The sequence below is a fragment of the Acidovorax sp. SRI_002 genome, assembly GCF_057586455.1.
This window is the reverse complement of record NZ_JBYCZW010000007.1, coordinates 171955-190964: the sequence shown is the minus strand read 5'-3', so window position 1 is coordinate 190964 and position 19010 is coordinate 171955. Positions and strand designations below refer to the sequence as shown.

The following is a 19010-nucleotide window of genomic DNA, read 5'->3' as shown; positions in this document are numbered from 1 at the left end:
TGCCCAGCCCCCATGAAGATCACCCGACTCACCACGTTCATCGTCCCGCCACGCTGGTGCTTCCTCAAAATCGAAACCGACGAAGGCATCACCGGCTGGGGCGAGCCCGTGCTGGAGGGCCGCGCACACACCGTGGCGGCTGCGGTGGATGAGCTGGCCGACTACCTCGTTGGCAAAGACCCACGCCACATCGAAGACCATTGGACCGTGCTGTACCGGGGCGGCTTTTACCGGGGCGGTGGCGTGCACATGAGCGCGCTGGCCGGCATCGACCAGGCGCTGTGGGACATCAAGGGCAAGGCGCTGGGCGTACCCGTGTCCGAGCTGCTGGGGGGCAATGTGCGCAGCCACATCAAGGTCTACAGCTGGATCGGCGGAGACCGCCCCAGCGAGACAGCCGCCGCCGCCAAGGCCGCCGTGGCGCGCGGCTTCACGGCCGTCAAGATGAACGGCACCGAAGAACTGCAGTACGTGGACAGCTACGACAAGGTGGAGCGCTGCCTGCAAAACGTGGCCGCCGTGCGCGAGGCCGTGGGGCCGAATGTGGGGATTGGCGTGGACTTTCACGGCCGCGTGCACCGGCCCATGGCCAAGGTGCTTGTCAAGGAGCTGGAGCCCTACAAGCTCATGTTCATCGAAGAGCCTGTGCTGAGCGAACATGAAGAGGCGCTGAAGGAGATCGCCCGCATCTCATCCACCCCCATTGCACTGGGCGAGCGTCTGTACTCGCGCTGGGACTTCAAGCGCGTGCTGCAAGGCGGCTATGCGGACATCATCCAGCCCGACCCCTCGCATGCAGGCGGCATCACCGAAACCCGCAAGATCGCCAGCATGGCCGAGGCCTACGACGTGGCCCTGGCCCTGCACTGCCCGCTGGGCCCGATTGCACTGGCGGCCAATCTGCAGCTGGACGCCGTTTGCTACAACGCCTTCATCCAGGAGCAAAGCCTGGGCATCCACTACAACCAGGCCAACGACCTGATGGACTATGTGTCCAACCCAGGGGTGTTTGCGTACCAGGACGGGATGGTCGCCATCCCCACCGGGCCGGGGCTAGGGATTGAGGTGAACGAAGACTATGTGCGCGAGCGTGCGCAGGAGGGGCACCGGTGGAGGAACCCGGTGTGGCGGCACCGGGATGGAAGTTTTGCGGAGTGGTGAGGGGGTTGGGCGCCTTGCTATTGATGCGGCGCGGTTTATTTCAGAGTATCGATGGCGCTGTACCTCAGCTTGCCCAGGGCTTCGGCAGCCTCGGCTCGAACGGGGCTCATGAATGGATTGCGCCAGATCAATAGGCCAGGAGCAGTCGCGCGGTTCCATCTTTCGAACCCTAGCTTGCACGTGGAGGACTCATTCCAGCTCAGAAAAAATCAGAGCGACTTGGGCAAATCACTGGCTGCAAAAAGCGCCACACGAGCTTCGTCAAGCACCTCGACAAGCTCATCTGCAACAAACTGTCTGCTTCCGATTTCAAGCAAACCTTCGCCTTGCAACACGTGTGCCAGCCGGTAAGCCCGCTCTAACAAGGCTGCAGCTTCAAGAAACTCCTTTTTTCCGCTCATGCTGTGTCAGTGTGCCTGGATCAGGTTGGCTGCACCCAATCCGAGGAACACCATAAAAAGTGCCTTCTGGAAGACGGGACCGACAAGGCGGCTACGTAGCAGCTCACCAAGCTTGAGCCCGCTCAATGCGCCGATCAATGCTCCACCGACTGCAATAGCAACAGACGACGAGATCAACCCCAAAGGGGCGGACATCTGCACTTTCACGGCGAGCGACAGAGTGGCCACGGTGAACGAAAGGCCCAGCGCTTGCACCATCTCGTCCTTGCCCAGCCGCAGCGTCTGCAAGTAGGGAACCCAGGGCAATACGAAGACGGCCGTGAGTGCCGTCACGAACCCAGTGGCCGCGCCTGTCGGCAGGCTGAGCCATTTGCTGGTGAGTGAAAGATCGGGCAGCTGAGGTCGCCACAAGCCCCAGATGCCATAGGCCATGAGAATCCCGCCCAGCCAGCCCTTGGTCGTTTGTGCGGAAACGGCGTCCCCCAGACCGGGCGCGCTCACAGTCACGATCGCGATTGCCAGCCAACCAGGCCACAGCCGGGATACCAGTGAGCGCAGGTGAGGGCCACGGCATTGCGCGATATTGGTTGCCAGCGAGGGTATGACCAACAGTGCGGCCGCTTGCACAGGGGGCATCCACAGCCCGAGCAAGCTCACGGCCACTGTAGGCAGCCCCATGCCGGTGACGCCCTTCACACCACCGGCCAGAACGAAAACAACGACCACCATCAAGAGCTGCAATATGTCCATGCCCTATGGTGTCCGCATGGCCCAAGTGCTGTCCATCGGATAGCAGTGAACAGATCCTTCGCGTATTCCGTAGGATGGCGGTCATGAGTACCCCTAAGCGCCGCACCACGGATTACCGCGTTGATCCTTTTGACCTGCACCTCTTTGCCGCCGTGATGGAGCATGGAACCATCACTGCCGCTGCTTCGTCCGTGAATCTGTCGTTGGCTGCGGCCAGCGCTCGCCTCAAGGGTCTTGAAGACGCGACCGGTTCGCGGTTGTTGGAGCGGTCCAAGTCGGGCGCAATACCCACCGATGCGGGACGCGCTCTGCTGCGCCATGCCAACCGCGTGCTGGCTGAGCTCGAATCGCTGCATGTAGAGATGGCGAGCTTTGGTCATGGATTGCGCGGGACCGTTCGGCTGCTGTGCAACACAGCCGCCATGTCCGAGAGCCTTCCGCGCACGATTGGCCAATTCTTGGTGAAGACCCCTGATCTTGATGTGGACGTGCAAGAGCTTTCGAGCGAGGCGGTCGTAGAGGCATTGCGCCGTGGCACTGCCGATCTGGGCATCGTCGCCGATTACGTGGACACCTCTGGGCTGCTTGTGCAGCCATGGGTCGATGACCGTCTGGTGGCACTCTTGCCAAAGCGCTGGTCTTTGGGCCGCCGCCGTTCCGTGGCGTATGGCGAATTGCTAGAGCATCCCTTTGTAGGTTTGGCCCGGGAGAGTGGACTCAGCCGCTTTCTGGCAGCACAGGCCAGTCGCAGTGGCCGGGTCCCGCGCCATCGGGTGCGTCTGGGCGGATTTGACGCTGTCGCGCAATTGGTAGCCGAAGGCGTCGGAGTGGCGGTCATGTCCGAGAGCGCGGCTGCGCGCTTTGCCAAGTCAGGCACCCAGATCCTAGGACTATCTGATGCTTGGTCTCGGAGAAAGCTGCTCGTTTGCATGACCCCGGCAGGCAGCGAACTGCCCAGCGTGAGCGCGCTGGGCAATGCGCTGCTGACAGCGCGACCGCAGGTTGGGAGCCGGTGAGCAGAGGACGTTGGTAGGGTATGGGATAAGGATTGCAGTTGCCCGGGAGTCTGCTATCAGCGTCAGAAAACTGACCGGCCACAAACGCTACGTTGCAGCCTCACGCAACCGCTTCCAATTTTCCTGCGGCATAGACGGCCACGCGACAACAACTTCCGGTTGTTAGCCCAATGGCGGGCAGGAGCGTCCTCATTCAGGCCCCTGTGGACTCATTGCTTCTCCCTCGGAATGTCACCGTGGGGATGCTCACATTTCAATAGCTGTTAGCACCCACCCATATTGCGCCAGGTGCCGATCACACCCCCAACTCCTCTGCAACCCTGTTCTACCCTTGTCCAAAAAACAGTCCCTCCCAGACACTGTGATTAAAATCAGTGCCACGCCAGCCCTACCACCCCACCATGACGGCGCTGCCCTCCCCCAATTCGGACTCCCCGCCCTCCACCCCGATCACCCGCTTTCACCGCACCCGCCTGATGCAGATCTGGCGCTCGGCAGGCTGGCCGTGCAAGGATGGGCTGGAGATTGACCTGCTGGCTGCGGGCCTCATCAGTCTGCACATTGCGGCCGATGGTTGCGAAACCCTGCGCCTCACCGACGAAGGCATCCGCACCCTGGCGCAGGCCCGCCAGCGTGGCGTGCGGGCGCTGAGCCTGCACGACCGGCTGGGGCAGAAGTTTGCAGCGCAGTTGCTGGCTTCGGGGCGCATCGTATGGACCGAACTGTCACTGCGCGCGGTGATCGACACCGTGCCGATGGGGGATGTGCTGCTGCCTGCGGCCACGGCCGATGCACCCACCAACACCGCGCCCGCCGTGGCGCCGCTGTGGGCCGAGGATGACCACGCCCCCGCTGCCCGCGCCGCCGCCAACGTGTGGCGCATGGCCCGGCCTGATCTTTTCTCGGTGCGCAACACCTCTGTGCCCGCCTACCTGCAGCCCATGGTGCATGAGGTGAAGGCGAGCCGCGCCGACCTGCTGTCAGACCTGCGGCACGACGCCAAGCGGCAGGCCTATCAGTGGTTGTGCGAGGAGTGCTACTACGTCTTCCCGGCAGGCATTGCCGAGCCCAAAGAGATCCCCGAGCACTTCGGCATTTGGGTATTGCACGGCAGTGTGGAGGACGGGCGCTTTGAGCTGCTGCGCCCCGCGCGGCACAACCGCTGCACCCTGCCCTTCTCTGTGTGGATGGCGCTGTGCAAGGCCACGCCGCTGCGCAGCGATGACGACATGGCTCAGACCCGTTTGGGCGAGCCTGCTCCTCCCGCCACTGACACCCCGACCACCCCGCCATGACCTACACCGTGGCGGTGCGCGAGCTGTGCGAGTTCACCGCCAAGCAGGGCGACCTGGACCTGCGCTTTACGCCTGCGCCCACCGCGCTGGAGGGCATGGCGGGTCATGCGGTGGCAGCGTCGCGCCGGGGTGCAGGCTACCGCGCCGAGGTGGCACTGAGCGGCAGTTACCAAAGCCTGCGCGTGCGCGGCCGGGCCGATGGCTACGACCCCGCGCAGCAGCGCATCGACGAGGTCAAGACCTTCAAAGGGCGGCTGGACCGCCAACCCGCATCGCACCGCCACCTGCACTGGGCGCAGGCCAAGGTGTATGGCTGGCTGCTGTGCGAGCAGGAGCAGCTGGCGCACATCGACGTGGCGCTGGTGTATCTGGACGTGGGCACGCAGCAGGAGACGGTGTTCACCGAACGCTGCAACGCCGACGACCTGCGCCAGCACTTCGAGGCCCAGTGCCAGCACTTCATTGCCTGGGCCGAACAGCAGGTGGCCCACCTTGCCGCACGCGATGCGGCACTGAGCACGTTGGCGTTTCCCTTTGGCGACTTTCGCACCGGCCAGCGCCCGCTGGCCGAGGCCGTGTACAAGACGGCAGTCGTGGGCCGCTGCCTGCTGGCCCAGGCGCCCACGGGCATTGGCAAGACCATGGGCACGCTGTTCCCACTGCTCAAGGCTGCGCCTGCGCAGCGCATCGACAAGGTGTTCTTTCTGGCCGCCAAAACCTCGGGGCGGCAGATGGCGCTGGATGCGCTGGCGCGCCTGGCCGACAGCGCACCGGCGCTGCCCCTGCGTGTGCTAGAGCTGGTGGCGCGCGACAAGGCGTGCGAACACCCCGACAAGGCCTGCCACGGCGAATCCTGCCCGCTGGCCCGGGGCTTTTACGACCGGCTGCCTGCCGCCCGCGCTGCCGCCGTGGCCCCCGCCAGCGCAGACAAACCCGCGCCCGTCCTGCAACAAGCCCGTGTGCGCGACGTGGCCCTGCAGCATGACGTCTGCCCCTACTACCTGAGCCAGGAACTGGCCCGCTGGGCCGATGTGGTGGTGGGCGACTACAACTACTACTTTGACCAGGGCGGCCTGCTGCACGGCCTGGCCCAGGCCAACCAGTGGCGCACGGCGCTGCTGGTGGACGAGGCCCACAACCTGGTGGAGCGCGGCCGCAAGATGTTCACGGCCGAGCTGCACCCCGCCGCCCTGGCCCAGGCCCGCAGCAGCCCCACCGCTGCGGAGCACGCGCCGGTGAAGAAGGCGCTGGACAAGGTGCGCCGCGCCTGGGTGGCGCTGGACAAGGCGCACCCGGCCCCGTACACGGTGCTCGAGACCTTCCCCGACAAGCTGCTGGCCGCGCTGCAGCAGTGCACCACCACGCTCACTGAACACTTCACCGACCACCCCACAGAACCCGACAGCGCGCTGCAGACCTTCTATTTCGACGCCCTGCACCTGCAGCGCATGGCCGACCTGCTCGATGCGCATTCGATGGTGGACATCACCCAGGCTTCTGCCGCCCGCCACCAGCGGGCCTTCAAACCTGGCGATTCCGTGGTTTGCATCCGCAACGTGGTACCCGCGCCCTTTCTGCAACCCCGCCTTGCAGCTGCACACACCAGCACCTTGTTCTCGGCCACGCTGCAGCCCGCGCGCTACTACGCCGACCTGCTGGGCCTGCCCGACGACCATGTATGGGTGGATGTGGAATCGCCCTTTGCCGCGCACCAGCTGCAGGTGCAGGTGGCGCGCCACATCTCCACGCGCTACCCGCACCGCGTGGCATCGCTGGCACCGATTGCGGCGCTGATGGCGCAGCAGTTTCGCGAGCGGCCCGGCAACTACCTGGCGTTTTTCAGCAGCTATGACTACCTGCAGCAGGCCGCCGCGCTGTTTGCGCAGCAGCACCCCGATGTGCCGCACTGGTGCCAGTCGCGCCGCATGCTCGAAGGCGAGCAGCGCGAGTTTCTGGCTCGCTTCACCGACACCAGCCAGGGCATTGCCTTTGCCGTGCTGGGCGGCGCGTTTGCCGAGGGCATCGACCTGCCGGGCCAGCGGCTGATTGGCGCGTTCGTTGCCACGCTGGGCCTGCCGCAGGTCAACCCCGTCAACGAGCAGATCCGCGAGCGCATGCAGGCACTGTTTGGCGCGGGCTATGACTACACCTACCTCTACCCCGGCCTGCAAAAGGTCGTACAGGCCGCTGGCCGCGTGATCCGAACGCCCAGTGACGAGGGCGTGGTGCACCTGATGGACGAGCGCTTTGCACAGGCCCAGGTGCGCAGCTTGCTGCCCGCGTGGTGGCAAACACGCTAAGGTGCGAGGCACAGCCACCTTCCCCCCCAACCGCCCATGCTGACCGACGACGAGCGCTCCGCCTTCCTGCAATCCATCGCCCGCGTGCGGCAGCGGGCAGCGCAGGCGCTGCGGCAGGCCCAGGGCGCCGATGGTGCGGATGGCGCCGTGGCCTTCATCGCGCAGCTGCACCGGGGCCTGGACACCGTGGCCGAGCAGGCCCGCGCCACCGGCCCCCAGCCCGCCTGCCAGGCCGGTTGCGCCCACTGCTGCCACCTGCGGGTCGAAGCGACCGAGCCCGAGGTCTTCCACATCGCCCAGCACCTGCGTGCCCAGCCCGCAGAGGCATTGGCCGATGCCCTCAGCGCTCTGCAGCGGCATGTGACCACCGCCGCGCTCAACCCCATCAACCCTGCACGCCAGGCCTGCAGCTTTCTCGTGGATGAGCGCTGCAGCATCTACCCCGTGCGCCCCGCCGCCTGCCGCAAGGCACACTCGTTGTCGGCCCCGCACTGCGCAGAACAATCCCCCACCATCCCCCAAAACCTGCGCCTGCTGGTGGATGCCGAGGCCCTGATGGCAGGCACCGCCCTGGCCTACCGCGACCAGCCCCTGCCCGCCAGAGCCCACGAGCTGAACGCCGCCGTGCTGGCCGCCCTGAAAGACCCCACCGCCCAGGCGCGCTGGTACCAGGGCGATGCAGCCGCTTTGATGCCGAAGGACGCGCAGAATTGATTGGCGAAATGACTTCCATCAAGCCCCACCCTGCGCAGCGGCACACAATGCCCCACCGTCGATAGAGGAGGCTGGGAGCTTTCCCCCCTTCACATCGCGTGCCCTCCACACCACCGCCCCATCGCCTTGATGAACATGCCATCGCCCCTGTGCTCTGCTCTCCTTCTAATGGCCGCTACGCTGACCCTGCCCCTGCTGGGGTGCAAAAAGCCCGAAGCCAGCGGCCCCGCGCAGACAGGTTTTGACGCGCTGGCAGCAGCGTGCACCCAGGCCCTTGCTGCGCGCGAGCCCCATGTGCGCCCCGGGGGCAGCGGCGAATGGATCAAGACCGGATACAGCCCCGCCCTGGTACAGCCCGAGGTCACCCGCACCGAATCAGCCGTGACCCCCTACGTGGGCAAGATCGTCATCAAAGACAACGAGGCCCAGGCCACCGCCACCACCGAAGCCGCCGCCCAGGCCATCACCCTAACCCCGGCGCACCTGCTCTCCAACCGCACCCACACCTTCGTTTACAGTTTTGATGGCAAACAATGGCGCTGGCAGAACGGCCAGCGGCTGACCAAGATACCGGGGCAAAACGACCGGCTGGACGCCCTGACGCTGGCGGATGTGGATGCGGCGGGGCCGAAGGGGTTTGCGGGGTGTTTGCCGCGTTGATCGGCGGCAATTAGTATCAGATTGATAGCTGCTAGCGCTTACACAGAAAGCGCCAGAGCCCGATTTGATTGATTTCTTGATGGGCGAAAGTTTCTCATCCGGTGGTGCCGGGCTGCGCTATAGGCCCGGGATCACACGGCAGACCTGTGAAGGTTTCTCTCCCACGAATGGCCTGCGTCGCTTGGTCGGCAAGGAGGTGCCAAGTCTCTGGGCCCCAGCTCGCACCATTGCACTGCAGCCCCCCCAACACCACAGAATTTGCACCTCGGGCTACGGCAAACACGCGGACGAAAGGCCCGATCTTGATGGACTTGCCCAGACAGGCGCCAGGGCGCGCTGCCCCTCAAACTGCAGGCGTACCAGACCACATTTCGTGCAGGTCTGGGAATTTCCATTTGTCGGGGTCTTCGCGCGCCACGATCTTCTCGGTGCAGCCTGGATCGGCCAGATCGACGATGACGGGAGGAATGCGCAAAGCCGACTTGCTCGAAAAGAAGACATTCACCTTGGGCGTGGTCAGCGATTGCCGTCCCTGCTCAGTCACCACGCCAATTCGCCCGGAAGTCAGCCGCACCAGCGAGCCCACCGGGTAGATACCGATACTCTTGACGAAAGCCTGGAACAGCTGGGGGTCGAAGTGGCCCTTGGTCCACTCGGCCATGCGGCGCAGTGACTCTGAAGGGTCCCATCCTCGCTTGTAAGGTCGGTCGGATGTGATGGCGTCGTAGACGTCGCAAATCGCCGTCATGCGAGCAATGAGACTGATCTCATCGCCCTTCAGCTTGTCAGGGTAGCCTGTACCGTCCATCTTTTCGTGGTGGTGGAGACAGGCATCCAGCACCGCATCTTCCACATTTCCGCCTTCCTTGAGCATCTTGTAGCCCTCAACCGGATGGCTCTGTACAACGACGAACTCGGTGTCGGTGAGTTTGCCGGGCTTGTTGAGCACGGCCAGTGGAATAGCGGCTTTTCCCAAGTCATGCAACAGCCCCGCCATGCCAGCGCTGCGGGTGTGCTCTTCATTGAGGTTGATTTGCTTGGCAAGCGCCACCATCAGGGCGCACACCGCCACCGAATGCATGTAGGTGTAGTCATCCGCCGTCTTGAGCCGCGCCAGGCTGATCAGTGCGCCAGGGTTGCGCGTGACCGAGTCGGATATTTCCTCCACCAGGCTGCGGGCATTTTCAGAATTCACGGCCTTGCCCATGCGCGCTTCGCGGAACATGGAGGCAACTGCCTGCTTGGACTCCACACAAATCGAAGCCGCTGCCTGCAATTCGCTGTGCATGGATGCAGGCGCCCGGTCGCGCTCGCGGCGCGCCGGTGGCGGCTTTCGAGGAGGGTCAAGCACTAGCGAAGGCAGGCTGTCGAGCATGCCGAAATCAGTGTCCACTTGGAAGTCGGCCTCTGCGCGGGATACGGAGCGCACACCGGCCGCAACATCCAACCCCTTGGAGGTGTCGATCCACACCTCTTCAATGGCGGCCGCCTGGATTCGGGCCAGGTCCTTGGGATCTTTGAGCACAAATTTGGCACGCCAGAACGGATGATCCATCCAGGAACCGCAGAAGTCATGCACATACATGCCCTGCCTGAGATTTTCGGTGCTGATGCGCTTGAGCATGGGATTTCCGGTTTGTCAAAATTGCAGGCAGCAAAAGTGATCCACTGACAAACACGGCACCCACCAGCACAACGGCATTCGCCACCAAGTCGCCCACTGCGAGCCTGAACGGAGCATGATCCTTCTGATTACGCTAACTACCCAACGCCTGATAGCAAACGCTGCCCCCGGTCGCTGGTCCCGTCTCAGTCATTCCTGCATTTCTGGGCACTGGGTACTATTGCTCCAGGGCCTATTTCCAGCCGTTTTCCGTTTTGGGCGTTGTCCCTAGCCGGACGGTACGGGCCAACGCGGGTTTTACCGAGTGCGACGTCTTCTTGACCGAGGAGCCCAATGCAGTTCGGGCTTGTGCGGTGGCGATGCTTGGGCCAGCAACACTTGCGCGTTGGTCAGACAGCTTGAACACGGCCACGGCCTCCACCAACTGTTGCGCCTGCACCCTCATGCTGTCTGCGGCTGCGGCGCTTTCTTCGACCAGGGCTGCGTTCTGCTGGGTCGCCTGGTCCATCTGGCTCACCGCGTCGCCAATCTGCGCAACGCCTGCACTTTGCTCTTTGCTCGCCGAGCTGATTTCTCCCATGATGTCCGTAACACGCTTGATGGAGCCCACAACCTCCGTCATCGTCGCACCGGCTTTGTCCACAAGAACCGTGCCCGCCTCAACGCGCTCCACACTGGCACTGATGAGGTCCTTGATCTCTTTGGCTGCTTGCGCAGAGCGCCCCGCAAGGTTGCGCACTTCAGCGGCCACAACCGCGAAACCCCGACCTTGGTCGCCAGCACGCGCCGCTTCAACAGCAGCGTTCAACGCAAGGATGTTGGTCTGAAAGGCGATGCCATCAATGACGCTGATGATGTCGGCGATCCTCTTGGAGCTTTCGTTGATGTCCTTCATGGTGGCGACCACCTCGCTCACGACTGCGCCCCCATCGATGGCGACAGCGCTGGCACTCTGAGCCAACTGGTCCGCCTGATAGGCGTTGTCGGCGTTCTGTTTGACGGTCGAGCTGAGCTCCTCCATCGAAGCCGCTGTCTCTTCGAGTGCCGAAGCCTGCTGTTCGGTGCGCCCCGAGAGATCGTTGTTGCCCTCCGCGATCTGGGCGCTGGCCGTGGCGATGCTATCGGCCGAGCTGCGAACCTGTCCTATCAATCCCACCAGCTGACCCTGCATGGCGCCCATGGACGCCAACACGCTACCACTGGGTGCGGCATCAGCGCCATGCACGGGGCTGAGATCCCCTTGGGCCACCCGTTTGGCCACATCGCTGAGTTCACCCGGCTCCGCACCGAGCGAGGTCGCCAAACGCCGAGGAATCAGCCAGCCAAGGACCACAGCCAGCAAAACAGCAAAGGCGCTGATGACAACCAGCATGGTGCGTTGGGAGACATATGCGATGGCAGATGACTCGACATTGAGCTTCGCCTGTTCGCCGCTGTAGCGGATGTAGTCACCTACAGCCGTCAACAGCGCCTCCAGCAGCGGTCGGCACTCGTTGTTCATTTTGTCCACGGCTTCATCTTGCTTGCCTGAAGCCGCCAGTTCCACGATAGCCACTGCCACGGGGCCATATTGGGATTCAATCTTTCCGATGGCGCTGACCAGAGCACGCTCGCGCTCATTGGCGTCTGCAGCGCCTGAAACTGCATCGTTCAGCGACTTGAGCGTTACCTGGAGCTGTGCATGGGCGTTGACAGCCATGGACTTGGCTGACTGGCGGTCGGAATCCTTCTTGACGAGGACCATGTCCCGCACGCCGATGGCGCGGCGGTTGGCGAGAGTACGCACGTCGGTGGCCAGGCTCTCGCGTTCCGCAGCGCCATGAACATAGCCAGAGAAACGGTCGTTGGCACCGCTCAACCCGTGTAGGGCAAACAAGCTGACGACCAGTACCAGCAGTGCAAGCGCACCGAACGCCAGCGAGAGGAGCTTCTTGATGGAGAGGTTTTTCATTTTTCTCTTCGCGGGGACAGCAGTAGTTCGTTACTCGACCAGGGAGTTGATTGATCCAACGGCCCTTGCCACAGATTCAACGGAAAACGGACAACACATTTTGAATCAAATTTGTTTGCATGCCGCAAATTTATTTGCAATAAGAAAATATTGCGTCTCATCGATGCACTACGCTGTGGTTAAACTGCCCCTCCCGCTCCCTTTCTTTGATGCATGTTTCCCAAAACCCTGACCCTGATCGATGACGACCAGGTGTATGTGGATGGCCTAGCCGGCTATTTGCGCGGCGAGGGGATCGTCGTGAGTACGTTCGCTGATGGCCGCGACTTCCTCGCGCACCCAGATCCCTACGGTTTCAACTTCTACATTGCCGACCTGATGCTGCCCGGCATTGACGGAACGGAGTTGATCAAAGTCCTGCGCATGCGCACCAATGCAGGGGTTCTGGTCGTTTCAGGACGCGCCTCGGCGGATACCTTCAAGGAAGTCATTCGCGCCGGAGCGGATATGTATCTGACAAAACCTGTGGTGTTCGAGCAGGTCGCGCTGGCCATAGAAGCCGTGCAACGGCGGGCCAGCGCCATTGATCCCATTCAAAGCATGTGGCGGCTGGACGGACGCGTTGGTCAATTGATTGCACCCGATGGTGCCGTGGTGGACCTGAGCGATGTGGACCGAACCCTGATCGAGTGCTTCGTCAAAGCCAACGGAGAGGTTGTGCCCCGCGAGACCTTGCTCGCCCAACTGGGCAAGACCGCAGACTTTGAGGCATCCGGGGGGCTGAACGGCACCATTTTTCGGCTTCGTCGGCGCATCGAGCGTGCGACGCCAGGAGCCGTACCCCTACAAACCAAATCCGGGGTGGGCTACGTTTTTCGCGCTCCACTGCGCATGATGTGACTGCCTTACTACCTGACTGCGTGACTGCGTGACTGCGCTATTCGCTCATCTCCGATTGGTGGATGGTCAACCTCAGGGTGGTCCCTTCAGCCGCCGTACCTATGACTTCGACGGTGCTGCCGTGCAACTGCATAACCTGCCGGGCGATGTAAAGGCCCAGTCCATGGCCAGCATTCTTGTGATCGCCTCGTGCGCCGCGCGTGAAGAGTTTGTCCCGTAGCTCTGAAGAAAAGCCCGGCCCCGTGTCGGTCACATCCACGATCAAAGCCAAAGGCTCATCTGAATCAGCCACTCGCACCACCACCTTCGACCCGTTGGGGCTGAACTTCAACGCGTTTGACAATACGTTGCGCAGGGCCAGTCGCATCAGGCTCATGTCCATGACCACCGTCCGTGTGGTCGTCTCCCTGAGCACCTGGATGCGGTTGCGTTCGCTTTCGGGCAAATCCGCGATGACGATGCGAATCCACGTGTCAATGTCCGTGTCATCCAGCGCAATGGAGTCCGGCCGCGCCAGCAGCGAGGCGACGGCAAGGGTGTTGTCGATGCTGGTCAACACTTGGCCGATGACGGCTTGGGCTTGCACAACCCGCTCCGACGCGCCCCCCATGCCCGCACCACGCATCTCGGCCTGAGCGCTCTGCATTGCGGCGGAGGCGTTGTTCAGCGGTTGCCTCACTTCGTGGGCAAGAACATAAAGCATTTCCGTGCGTTCCCGCAGCAGCACCTCCACCTCGGCGGCATGCTTTTCGATCTGTGCACGCTGCTCCTGTTCCCGGCGCAGGGCTTCCTGGATTTGCTTCAGCTCGGTCAGTTCGGTGACCTGCACCATGAAACCCTGCACGACTCCATCGACGATATGCGGGATGTACTCCGCCAAGCTGTTTCTCTGCACACCCCCTGGCCCCGGTACGATCCGCTCGAATATCTGCCGTTTGCCCGCCAGCGCTCCGCGAATGTAAGGCTCGTTTTTCGCGAACAACTCCGGGCCCAGCAGATCGCGAATGGAGGTGCCCAGCAGCTTCTCGCGGCATACGCCAAACCATCGCTCGTAGGCCTGATTGGCGAACCGGCACATCAATTGGCTGTCCCAATACGCGAGCATCGACGGAACCTGGTCCACCAATAGGCGCATATGGTGCTGGGCATCAGGGTCAAGGTCGGACATCGTGGTACTGAAATGGAGGACTGTGGATGTGCCCATTCTGACCTCAATCAGAACCCGATAGGTCTTGACAGTCCCGTCTCTACGCGCTGATGAAGAGCCAGTACGCGCACCGCAGGGATGCCGAAACGGCAATCGCACGCGTCCAAAAAACACACCCCGATTTACCCTGAAATCCACCGTTTTCGACGCTGTTTCAAGCCAAACGGGGGTGCCTCGCACGGTATTCTGAATACTCAGTGACACAAACGGCAAGAGGGACCGTGCATGAGAAATTTCAAGATATTCACGAGACTGCTGGTGCTGGTGGGCGTGCTCTCTGCCCTGCTCGTGGCGCTGGGGGCCATCGGCCTGTTTGGCATCGCCAGGTCCAACGCGGCGATGGAGTCGATGTACCAGAACCGCATGCAGGCCCAGCGGGCGGTGGCCGACTTTCGCTACCTGACCACCCGCAATCGGCAATTGGTATCCAACGCGCTGCTGTCGCCAGCACCGGAGAAAGTGGCCAAGGCCATTGAAGAGGCAGAGGCCAACATCGGCAAGAGCGACCAGGCCTGGGAGGCTTTGCTGGCCACCGCCATGAGCCCCGAACGGCAGAAGTACGTGCAGGCCATTGGCGAGCAGCGCCAGAAGATCATGAAAGAGGGGCTGGCCCCCGCGCTGGCAGCGCTGAAGGACGCCGACGTGGCCACGGCGCGGGTGTTGGTGGTGCGGAAGTTCGATGGCCTGTACGACCCCATAGGCAGCGACATGGGCGCGCTGCTGGCCCTGACCCAAAAGGAAGCCCGGGACGAGTACTACGTTGCCGTGCAGCGGTTTGGCACCATCCGCTGGATCGTGATTGGCTCGATCGCCCTCGGCGTGCTGTTTGCCGCACTCTTTGGCCTGGCCCTGGTGCGTGGCATCACCCGGCCGCTGCAGCGGGCCGGACAAGTGGCCGATGCGGTGGCCCACGGCGACCTGAGCCAGCCCATCGACACCAGCGGCAAGGACGAGGTGGCAGCCGTGATGAAGGCCCTGGGGGCCATGCAGGCCAGCCTGTCCAACGTGGTGGCAAGTGTGCGCCAGACCTCCGACAGCGTGGCCAACGCCAGCACCGAGATCGCCCAGGGCAATCTGGACCTGAGCAACCGCACCGAACACCAGGCCAGCGCGCTACAGGAAACCGCCGCCTCCACCGAGCAACTGAGCAGCACGGTGCGACAAAACGCAGACCATGCCCTCCAGGCCAACCGGCTGGCCTTGAGCGCCAGCACGGTGGCGGCCGAAGGCGGTGCCATGGTGGCCGAGGTGGTGCAGACCATGAAGGGCATCCACGAAAGTTCCCAGAAAATCGCCGACATCATTGGCGTGATCGACGGCATTGCCTTTCAGACGAATATCCTGGCGCTGAACGCGGCCGTGGAAGCCGCCCGAGCCGGCGAACAAGGCCGGGGCTTTGCCGTGGTGGCCAGCGAGGTGCGCAACCTGGCTGGCCGTTCGGCCGACGCGGCCAAGGAAATCAAGCTCCTGATCTCCACCAGCGTGGAGCGTGTGGCACGTGGCACCGCACAGGTGGACAAAGCCGGTGCCACCATGACCGAAGTGGTCAACTCCATCCGCAGCGTCACCGGCATCGTGGGCGAGATCACCGCCGCCAGCAGCGAACAAAGCACCGGCGTCACCCAGATCGGCGAAGCGGTCAGCCAGATCGACCAGGCCACCCAGCAAAACGCAGCGCTGGTCGAAGAAATGGCCGCCGCCGCCAACAACATGCGCACCCAGGCACAGGATCTGGTGAACGCCGTGGCGGTATTCACGCTGCCGGGCCATGGGGGTGGCGGTGGCGGGATGCGCGGCCGCGTCCCGGCCTTGGCCCTGAGTGCGGCGTAAAGACTGCGCCTACCCAGCGCCTCTAGCCGCCACCCAGCGCCACCGAGGGGCTTGCAGCACGCTGCAGGCCTGAGCTATGCCTTTTGCAGGTGCGCGCGCGGATCAGCAGCTCGTTGTGGCACCCTGGTTTTCGATATGTCCCAGGGCGCGGGCGACATATTCCTCCTTCTCGCCCACCGGGGCAAAGTAGTGGATGACCTCGCGGGCGGCCTCGGGCCCTGCCAGCCTCGCGATCAACCAGGCGGCCAGGTACTGCGCCGACAGGCACCCGCCCGCCGTGGCCACGTTTCCCTTGGCAAAGAAAGGCTGGTTCAGCACGGTGACACCAGCCTCTTGCACCCAGGGTTTCGTGGTCAGGTCGGTGCAGGCCGGCACGCCGTCAAGCAGCCCCAACTTGGCCAGGATCAAAGCCCCCGAACACTGGGCGCCCAGCAACTGGCGCGCCGGATCGAAGTCGAGCTCCGCCATCAGGGCGGCGTCCTGCACCGCCTCACGCGTCTTCACGCCGCTGCCCACCAGCACGGCATCGGCTGACCGCGCATAGGGCAGCAGCGACTGGGCCTGCACCGTCACGCCGTTCATGGAACGCACCTGGTCTGTAGGGCAGCACAGCGACACCTCCCACCCCGGTTTCTTCACCCGGTTGAGCAGGCCCAGGGCAATCAGGGAGTCGAGTTCGTTGAAACCGTCGAAGGTCAGGATGGCGATGCGCATGGCGGTGGAGTCCTGTTCTGTAGCGGAAAGGAGAGTGAATGAGGCACGGAATGTGCGAAGCGCATCCTATCGACAGCATTCAATACAATCAAAAAATTGTCATAGATACGTTTCAACGCAGGGGCACAACGCCATGGGCCAGGTTCGGTACAAGCAAGTGGTGGACGCACTGGCGTCGGACATCCGCGCGGGGCAGCTGCGGCCGGGCACACGCCTGCCCACCCACCGCGCACTGGCCCAGCGGCATGGACTGGCGCTGGCCACGGCCAGCCGCGTGTATGCCGAGCTGGAGGCCATCGGCCTGGTGGTGGGCGAAACCGGGCGCGGCACCTTTGTGCGCGACCCCGCCTCCCCGCGCGGTGCCGACGCCGACCTCACCACGCCCGCGCCCAGCGCCGCAGACCTCTCGTTCAACAACCCCAGCGTGCCGGGTCAGGCAGACCTGCTGCGGGATGCCCTGCGCAAGCTGGCCGCCTCCGGCGACCTGGAATCGCTGCTGCACTACCACCCCTACGGCGGCCGGCCGCATGAACGCGCCATCGTGGCCGGGCACCTGAAGACGCGCCAGCTGCAAGTGACGGGCGAGCAGGTGCTCATCGTCAACGGCGCGCAGCACGGCATGGCTGTGGCGGCCATGGGCCTGCTCAACCCCGGCGACGTCGTGGCGGTAGACGCTCTCACCTACCCCGGCTTTCGGGTTTTGGCCGAACGCCTGCGGCTGGACCTGACCTCGGTGCCCGTGGGCCCCGCTGGCACCGACCTGGACGCCTTGCAGCGCCTGTGCGACACCCGGCCCGTGCGTGCCATCTACACCATGCCCACCCTGCACAACCCGCTGGGCTGCGTGATGGGCGCCCGCGCCCGCAAGCGCCTGGTGGGCATTGCGCGTGCACACGACCTGCTGGTGATCGAAGACGCACCCTATGCCTACCTTGCGCCCGAGGCGCCGCCCCCCATCGCGGCGCTGGCACCCGAGCGCACGGTGTACCTCTCCAGCCTGTCCAAGAACGTGGCCACGGGCTTGCGGTTTGGCTTTGTGGCCACATCGCGCGAACTGATCGGCCCCATCGAACGCGCCGTGCGTGCCACCGCCTGGAACACGGCCGGAGTCATCACCGCCATCGCCTGCGGCTGGATCGAAGACGGCACCGTGGCCCGGCTGGAGGCCGACAAACGCGCAGACACCGCGCAGCGCCAGGCCATTGCCACCCGGGCGCTGGCGGGGTTGAAATTGGTACGGCACCCGAACTCCTACTTCATCTGGCTGCCGCTGGGCGACGACCAACGGGCCGACCGCATCGCCGCCACCCTGGCAGAACGCGGAGTGTCCGTGTCGACCGCCGAAGGGTTTGCCACCACCACCCATGTGCCCCACGCGCTGCGCATCGCGCTGGGGTCGGTGGCGCTTGAAGACCTGGCCCGGGCGCTGGCCGTGGTCAAGGATGTGGTGGTGCAGGACTGTTCGTGAACAGGCGCAAGGAGTCCGGTAGCGCGGCCGGGTTGGGATAACTCGGCAAACGCGGCGAACCCGCCTTGACGCGGCGCACCGGCAGATCGGTGGCCAGGCGCTGTACCGCCGAGCCACGTGACGCCGGTTGAAAGTCGTTCGGCACCACCAGCACATCCGCGAGCGCATCGCGCACGACGCGTTGCGCCACGCTCTCGAACAGCAGGTCAGAGAGCCTGGACGCCGGGTGCTTGCCCACCACGATGAGGTCCGCTGCCGTGTTCTGCTGCTGCACCACCACCTGCCGGGCTGGATCGCCTCGCCCGATGGAAGACGACAGCCGGTTGCGCCGTGCGTCGTACGAATCGGTCAGTGTGAACATCCGGTCTTGCGCATGGCGGCGGCATTCCTCCCGGTAGATCTGAATGGTGCGTTCAGACACTTCGGCATACCGCAGCTTGCCCTCGTTGGCGGTGCTGATCGCATGGAACAGCTCAACCCGCGCGGTGGGATGCAGCGCAAAAGCCAGCTCGACCAGACGGTGCGACACCCGCGAGAAGTCCACCGCCACCATCAAAGTTTGGTAAGGCTGGTCGGCAGGATTGCGCACCACGATCACAGGGCGCTGACAGGCACGCAGCATCTGGATGGCGGGATGCGCGGTGAACCAGGCGCGCAGGCCACGCAACGGCGCCGTGCCCCACACCACCAGGTCGGCGCCCGCCGCCTCGCGCGCCACATCCGCAGCGGTGAAGTCGATGCGCGTTGCCGCGTGAACGTGGATGCCGTGGCGCTGCCGAAGTTGCAGCGCATGGTGCGACAGGCGCACGCCTGCGTCCGGCGGGGGTGCCTCAGCGGGTGGGGCCAAATAGACGAGCCTCAGAGTTGCACGGTGCTCAGCGCACAGCAGCGCAGCGCGCGCGATGGCATGGCCTCCCTGCAGAGAGAAATCAGTGATGGCGAGGATGGAGCGAGGGGTCATAGTTGAAGGTCCTTCTGTTTTGCACAGCGCGCACCTATCCCGAAGCGCCAATGCAAGG

At 63.9% G+C, this 19010-nt stretch carries 16 protein-coding genes; 9 read left to right on the top strand and 7 right to left on the bottom strand.

Going from position 1 to position 19010, the window contains the following annotated elements:
* Positions 1-12 precede the first annotated feature (12 nt).
* A complete protein-coding gene (gene dgoD, locus AC2YJX_RS20170) occupies positions 13-1161 on the top strand; it encodes a galactonate dehydratase (protein WP_487257091.1) in 1149 nt (382 codons plus the stop codon).
* Between the two features lie 209 nt (positions 1162-1370).
* On the opposite strand, the gene AC2YJX_RS20165 is transcribed toward dgoD, so the two are convergent.
* Complete coding sequence (locus tag AC2YJX_RS20165) at positions 1371-1562, bottom strand: hypothetical protein (RefSeq protein ID WP_487257090.1); 192 nt, start codon at positions 1560-1562, stop codon at positions 1371-1373.
* A gap of 6 nt (positions 1563-1568) precedes the next feature.
* Positions 1569-2312 (bottom strand): sulfite exporter TauE/SafE family protein, encoded by a 744-nt coding sequence (locus tag AC2YJX_RS20160; protein ID WP_487257089.1) that lies wholly within the window; start codon positions 2310-2312, stop codon positions 1569-1571.
* 83 nt (positions 2313-2395) lie between these two features.
* Here AC2YJX_RS20160 and AC2YJX_RS20155 point away from each other — a divergent pair, with 83 nt between their 5' ends.
* The 5 genes from AC2YJX_RS20155 to AC2YJX_RS20135 all read left to right on the top strand — a co-directional run bounded on the left by AC2YJX_RS20155 (position 2396) and on the right by AC2YJX_RS20135 (position 8297).
* Positions 2396-3328: a LysR family transcriptional regulator gene (locus tag AC2YJX_RS20155; protein ID WP_395455093.1), complete on the top strand. Its 933-nt coding sequence runs from the start codon at positions 2396-2398 to the stop codon at positions 3326-3328.
* Between the two features lie 401 nt (positions 3329-3729).
* Positions 3730-4623 carry a hypothetical protein gene (locus AC2YJX_RS20150; RefSeq protein WP_487257088.1) on the top strand — a complete coding sequence of 298 codons (894 nt, stop codon included), beginning with the start codon at positions 3730-3732 and terminating at the stop codon, positions 4621-4623.
* Positions 4620-6923, top strand: coding sequence for an ATP-dependent DNA helicase (locus AC2YJX_RS20145; RefSeq protein ID WP_487257087.1), 2304 nt, complete (start codon positions 4620-4622; stop codon positions 6921-6923). Before AC2YJX_RS20150 ends, AC2YJX_RS20145 begins: the two co-directional genes overlap by 4 nt.
* Before the next feature lie 36 nt (positions 6924-6959).
* A complete protein-coding gene (locus AC2YJX_RS20140) occupies positions 6960-7637 on the top strand; it encodes a YkgJ family cysteine cluster protein (RefSeq protein ID WP_487257086.1) in 678 nt (225 codons plus the stop codon).
* 168 nt (positions 7638-7805) lie between these two features.
* The gene (locus AC2YJX_RS20135) at positions 7806-8297 is read left to right on the top strand and encodes a hypothetical protein (protein WP_487257085.1); all 492 of its coding nucleotides are present in this window, start codon (positions 7806-7808) and stop codon (positions 8295-8297) included.
* A gap of 343 nt (positions 8298-8640) precedes the next feature.
* Here AC2YJX_RS20135 and AC2YJX_RS20130 read toward each other — a convergent pair whose 3' ends face one another.
* On the bottom strand, positions 8641-9921 hold the full coding sequence (locus AC2YJX_RS20130) for a cyclic di-GMP phosphodiesterase (protein ID WP_487257084.1): 1281 nt from the start codon (positions 9919-9921) through the stop codon (positions 8641-8643).
* Between the two features lie 232 nt (positions 9922-10153).
* Complete coding sequence (locus AC2YJX_RS20125) at positions 10154-11872, bottom strand: methyl-accepting chemotaxis protein (RefSeq protein WP_487257083.1); 1719 nt, start codon at positions 11870-11872, stop codon at positions 10154-10156.
* Between the two features lie 213 nt (positions 11873-12085).
* Between AC2YJX_RS20125 and AC2YJX_RS20120 the strand changes: the two genes are divergently transcribed.
* Positions 12086-12772: a response regulator transcription factor gene (locus AC2YJX_RS20120; protein ID WP_436130068.1), complete on the top strand. Its 687-nt coding sequence runs from the start codon at positions 12086-12088 to the stop codon at positions 12770-12772.
* A 37-nt stretch (positions 12773-12809) separates the two neighbouring features.
* Here the strand turns inward: AC2YJX_RS20120 and AC2YJX_RS20115 are convergent, their stop codons facing one another.
* Positions 12810-13940, bottom strand: coding sequence for a sensor histidine kinase (locus AC2YJX_RS20115; protein WP_487257082.1), 1131 nt, complete (start codon positions 13938-13940; stop codon positions 12810-12812).
* A gap of 264 nt (positions 13941-14204) precedes the next feature.
* On the opposite strand from AC2YJX_RS20115, the gene AC2YJX_RS20110 reads away from it, so the two are divergent.
* Positions 14205-15809 carry a methyl-accepting chemotaxis protein gene (locus AC2YJX_RS20110; protein ID WP_487257081.1) on the top strand — a complete coding sequence of 535 codons (1605 nt, stop codon included), beginning with the start codon at positions 14205-14207 and terminating at the stop codon, positions 15807-15809.
* Positions 15810-15911: 102 nt separating this feature from the next.
* Here AC2YJX_RS20110 and AC2YJX_RS20105 read toward each other — a convergent pair whose 3' ends face one another.
* Positions 15912-16523, bottom strand: a complete 612-nt coding sequence (locus AC2YJX_RS20105; protein WP_487257080.1) for a DJ-1/PfpI family protein — start codon at positions 16521-16523, stop codon at positions 15912-15914.
* 133 nt (positions 16524-16656) lie between these two features.
* Here AC2YJX_RS20105 and AC2YJX_RS20100 point away from each other — a divergent pair, with 133 nt between their 5' ends.
* Positions 16657-17991, top strand: a complete 1335-nt coding sequence (locus AC2YJX_RS20100; RefSeq protein ID WP_487257079.1) for an aminotransferase-like domain-containing protein — start codon at positions 16657-16659, stop codon at positions 17989-17991.
* Here the strand turns inward: AC2YJX_RS20100 and AC2YJX_RS20095 are convergent.
* Entirely contained in the window at positions 17960-18952 is a 993-nt protein-coding gene (locus tag AC2YJX_RS20095; RefSeq protein WP_487257078.1) for a universal stress protein, read from the bottom strand. The two genes, AC2YJX_RS20100 and AC2YJX_RS20095, sit on opposite strands and share 32 nt — an antisense overlap.
* Between the last annotated feature and the right edge of the window lie 58 nt (positions 18953-19010).

Coding starts and splice junctions, on each gene's coding strand:
- dgoD (WP_487257091.1), top strand. CDS start 13: ATGAAGATCACCCGACTCACCACGTTCATCGTCCCGCCACGCTGGTGC.
- AC2YJX_RS20115 (WP_487257082.1), bottom strand. CDS start 13,940: ATGTCCGACCTTGACCCTGATGCCCAGCACCATATGCGCCTATTGGTG.
- AC2YJX_RS20135 (WP_487257085.1), top strand. CDS start 7,806: ATGGCCGCTACGCTGACCCTGCCCCTGCTGGGGTGCAAAAAGCCCGAA.
- AC2YJX_RS20130 (WP_487257084.1), bottom strand. CDS start 9,921: ATGCTCAAGCGCATCAGCACCGAAAATCTCAGGCAGGGCATGTATGTG.
- AC2YJX_RS20165 (WP_487257090.1), bottom strand. CDS start 1,562: ATGAGCGGAAAAAAGGAGTTTCTTGAAGCTGCAGCCTTGTTAGAGCGG.
- AC2YJX_RS20150 (WP_487257088.1), top strand. CDS start 3,730: ATGACGGCGCTGCCCTCCCCCAATTCGGACTCCCCGCCCTCCACCCCG.
- AC2YJX_RS20100 (WP_487257079.1), top strand. CDS start 16,657: ATGGGCCAGGTTCGGTACAAGCAAGTGGTGGACGCACTGGCGTCGGAC.
- AC2YJX_RS20155 (WP_395455093.1), top strand. CDS start 2,396: ATGAGTACCCCTAAGCGCCGCACCACGGATTACCGCGTTGATCCTTTT.
- AC2YJX_RS20160 (WP_487257089.1), bottom strand. CDS start 2,312: ATGGACATATTGCAGCTCTTGATGGTGGTCGTTGTTTTCGTTCTGGCC.
- AC2YJX_RS20120 (WP_436130068.1), top strand. CDS start 12,086: ATGTTTCCCAAAACCCTGACCCTGATCGATGACGACCAGGTGTATGTG.
- AC2YJX_RS20125 (WP_487257083.1), bottom strand. CDS start 11,872: ATGAAAAACCTCTCCATCAAGAAGCTCCTCTCGCTGGCGTTCGGTGCG.
- AC2YJX_RS20095 (WP_487257078.1), bottom strand. CDS start 18,952: ATGACCCCTCGCTCCATCCTCGCCATCACTGATTTCTCTCTGCAGGGA.
- AC2YJX_RS20105 (WP_487257080.1), bottom strand. CDS start 16,523: ATGCGCATCGCCATCCTGACCTTCGACGGTTTCAACGAACTCGACTCC.
- AC2YJX_RS20140 (WP_487257086.1), top strand. CDS start 6,960: ATGCTGACCGACGACGAGCGCTCCGCCTTCCTGCAATCCATCGCCCGC.
- AC2YJX_RS20110 (WP_487257081.1), top strand. CDS start 14,205: ATGAGAAATTTCAAGATATTCACGAGACTGCTGGTGCTGGTGGGCGTG.
- AC2YJX_RS20145 (WP_487257087.1), top strand. CDS start 4,620: ATGACCTACACCGTGGCGGTGCGCGAGCTGTGCGAGTTCACCGCCAAG.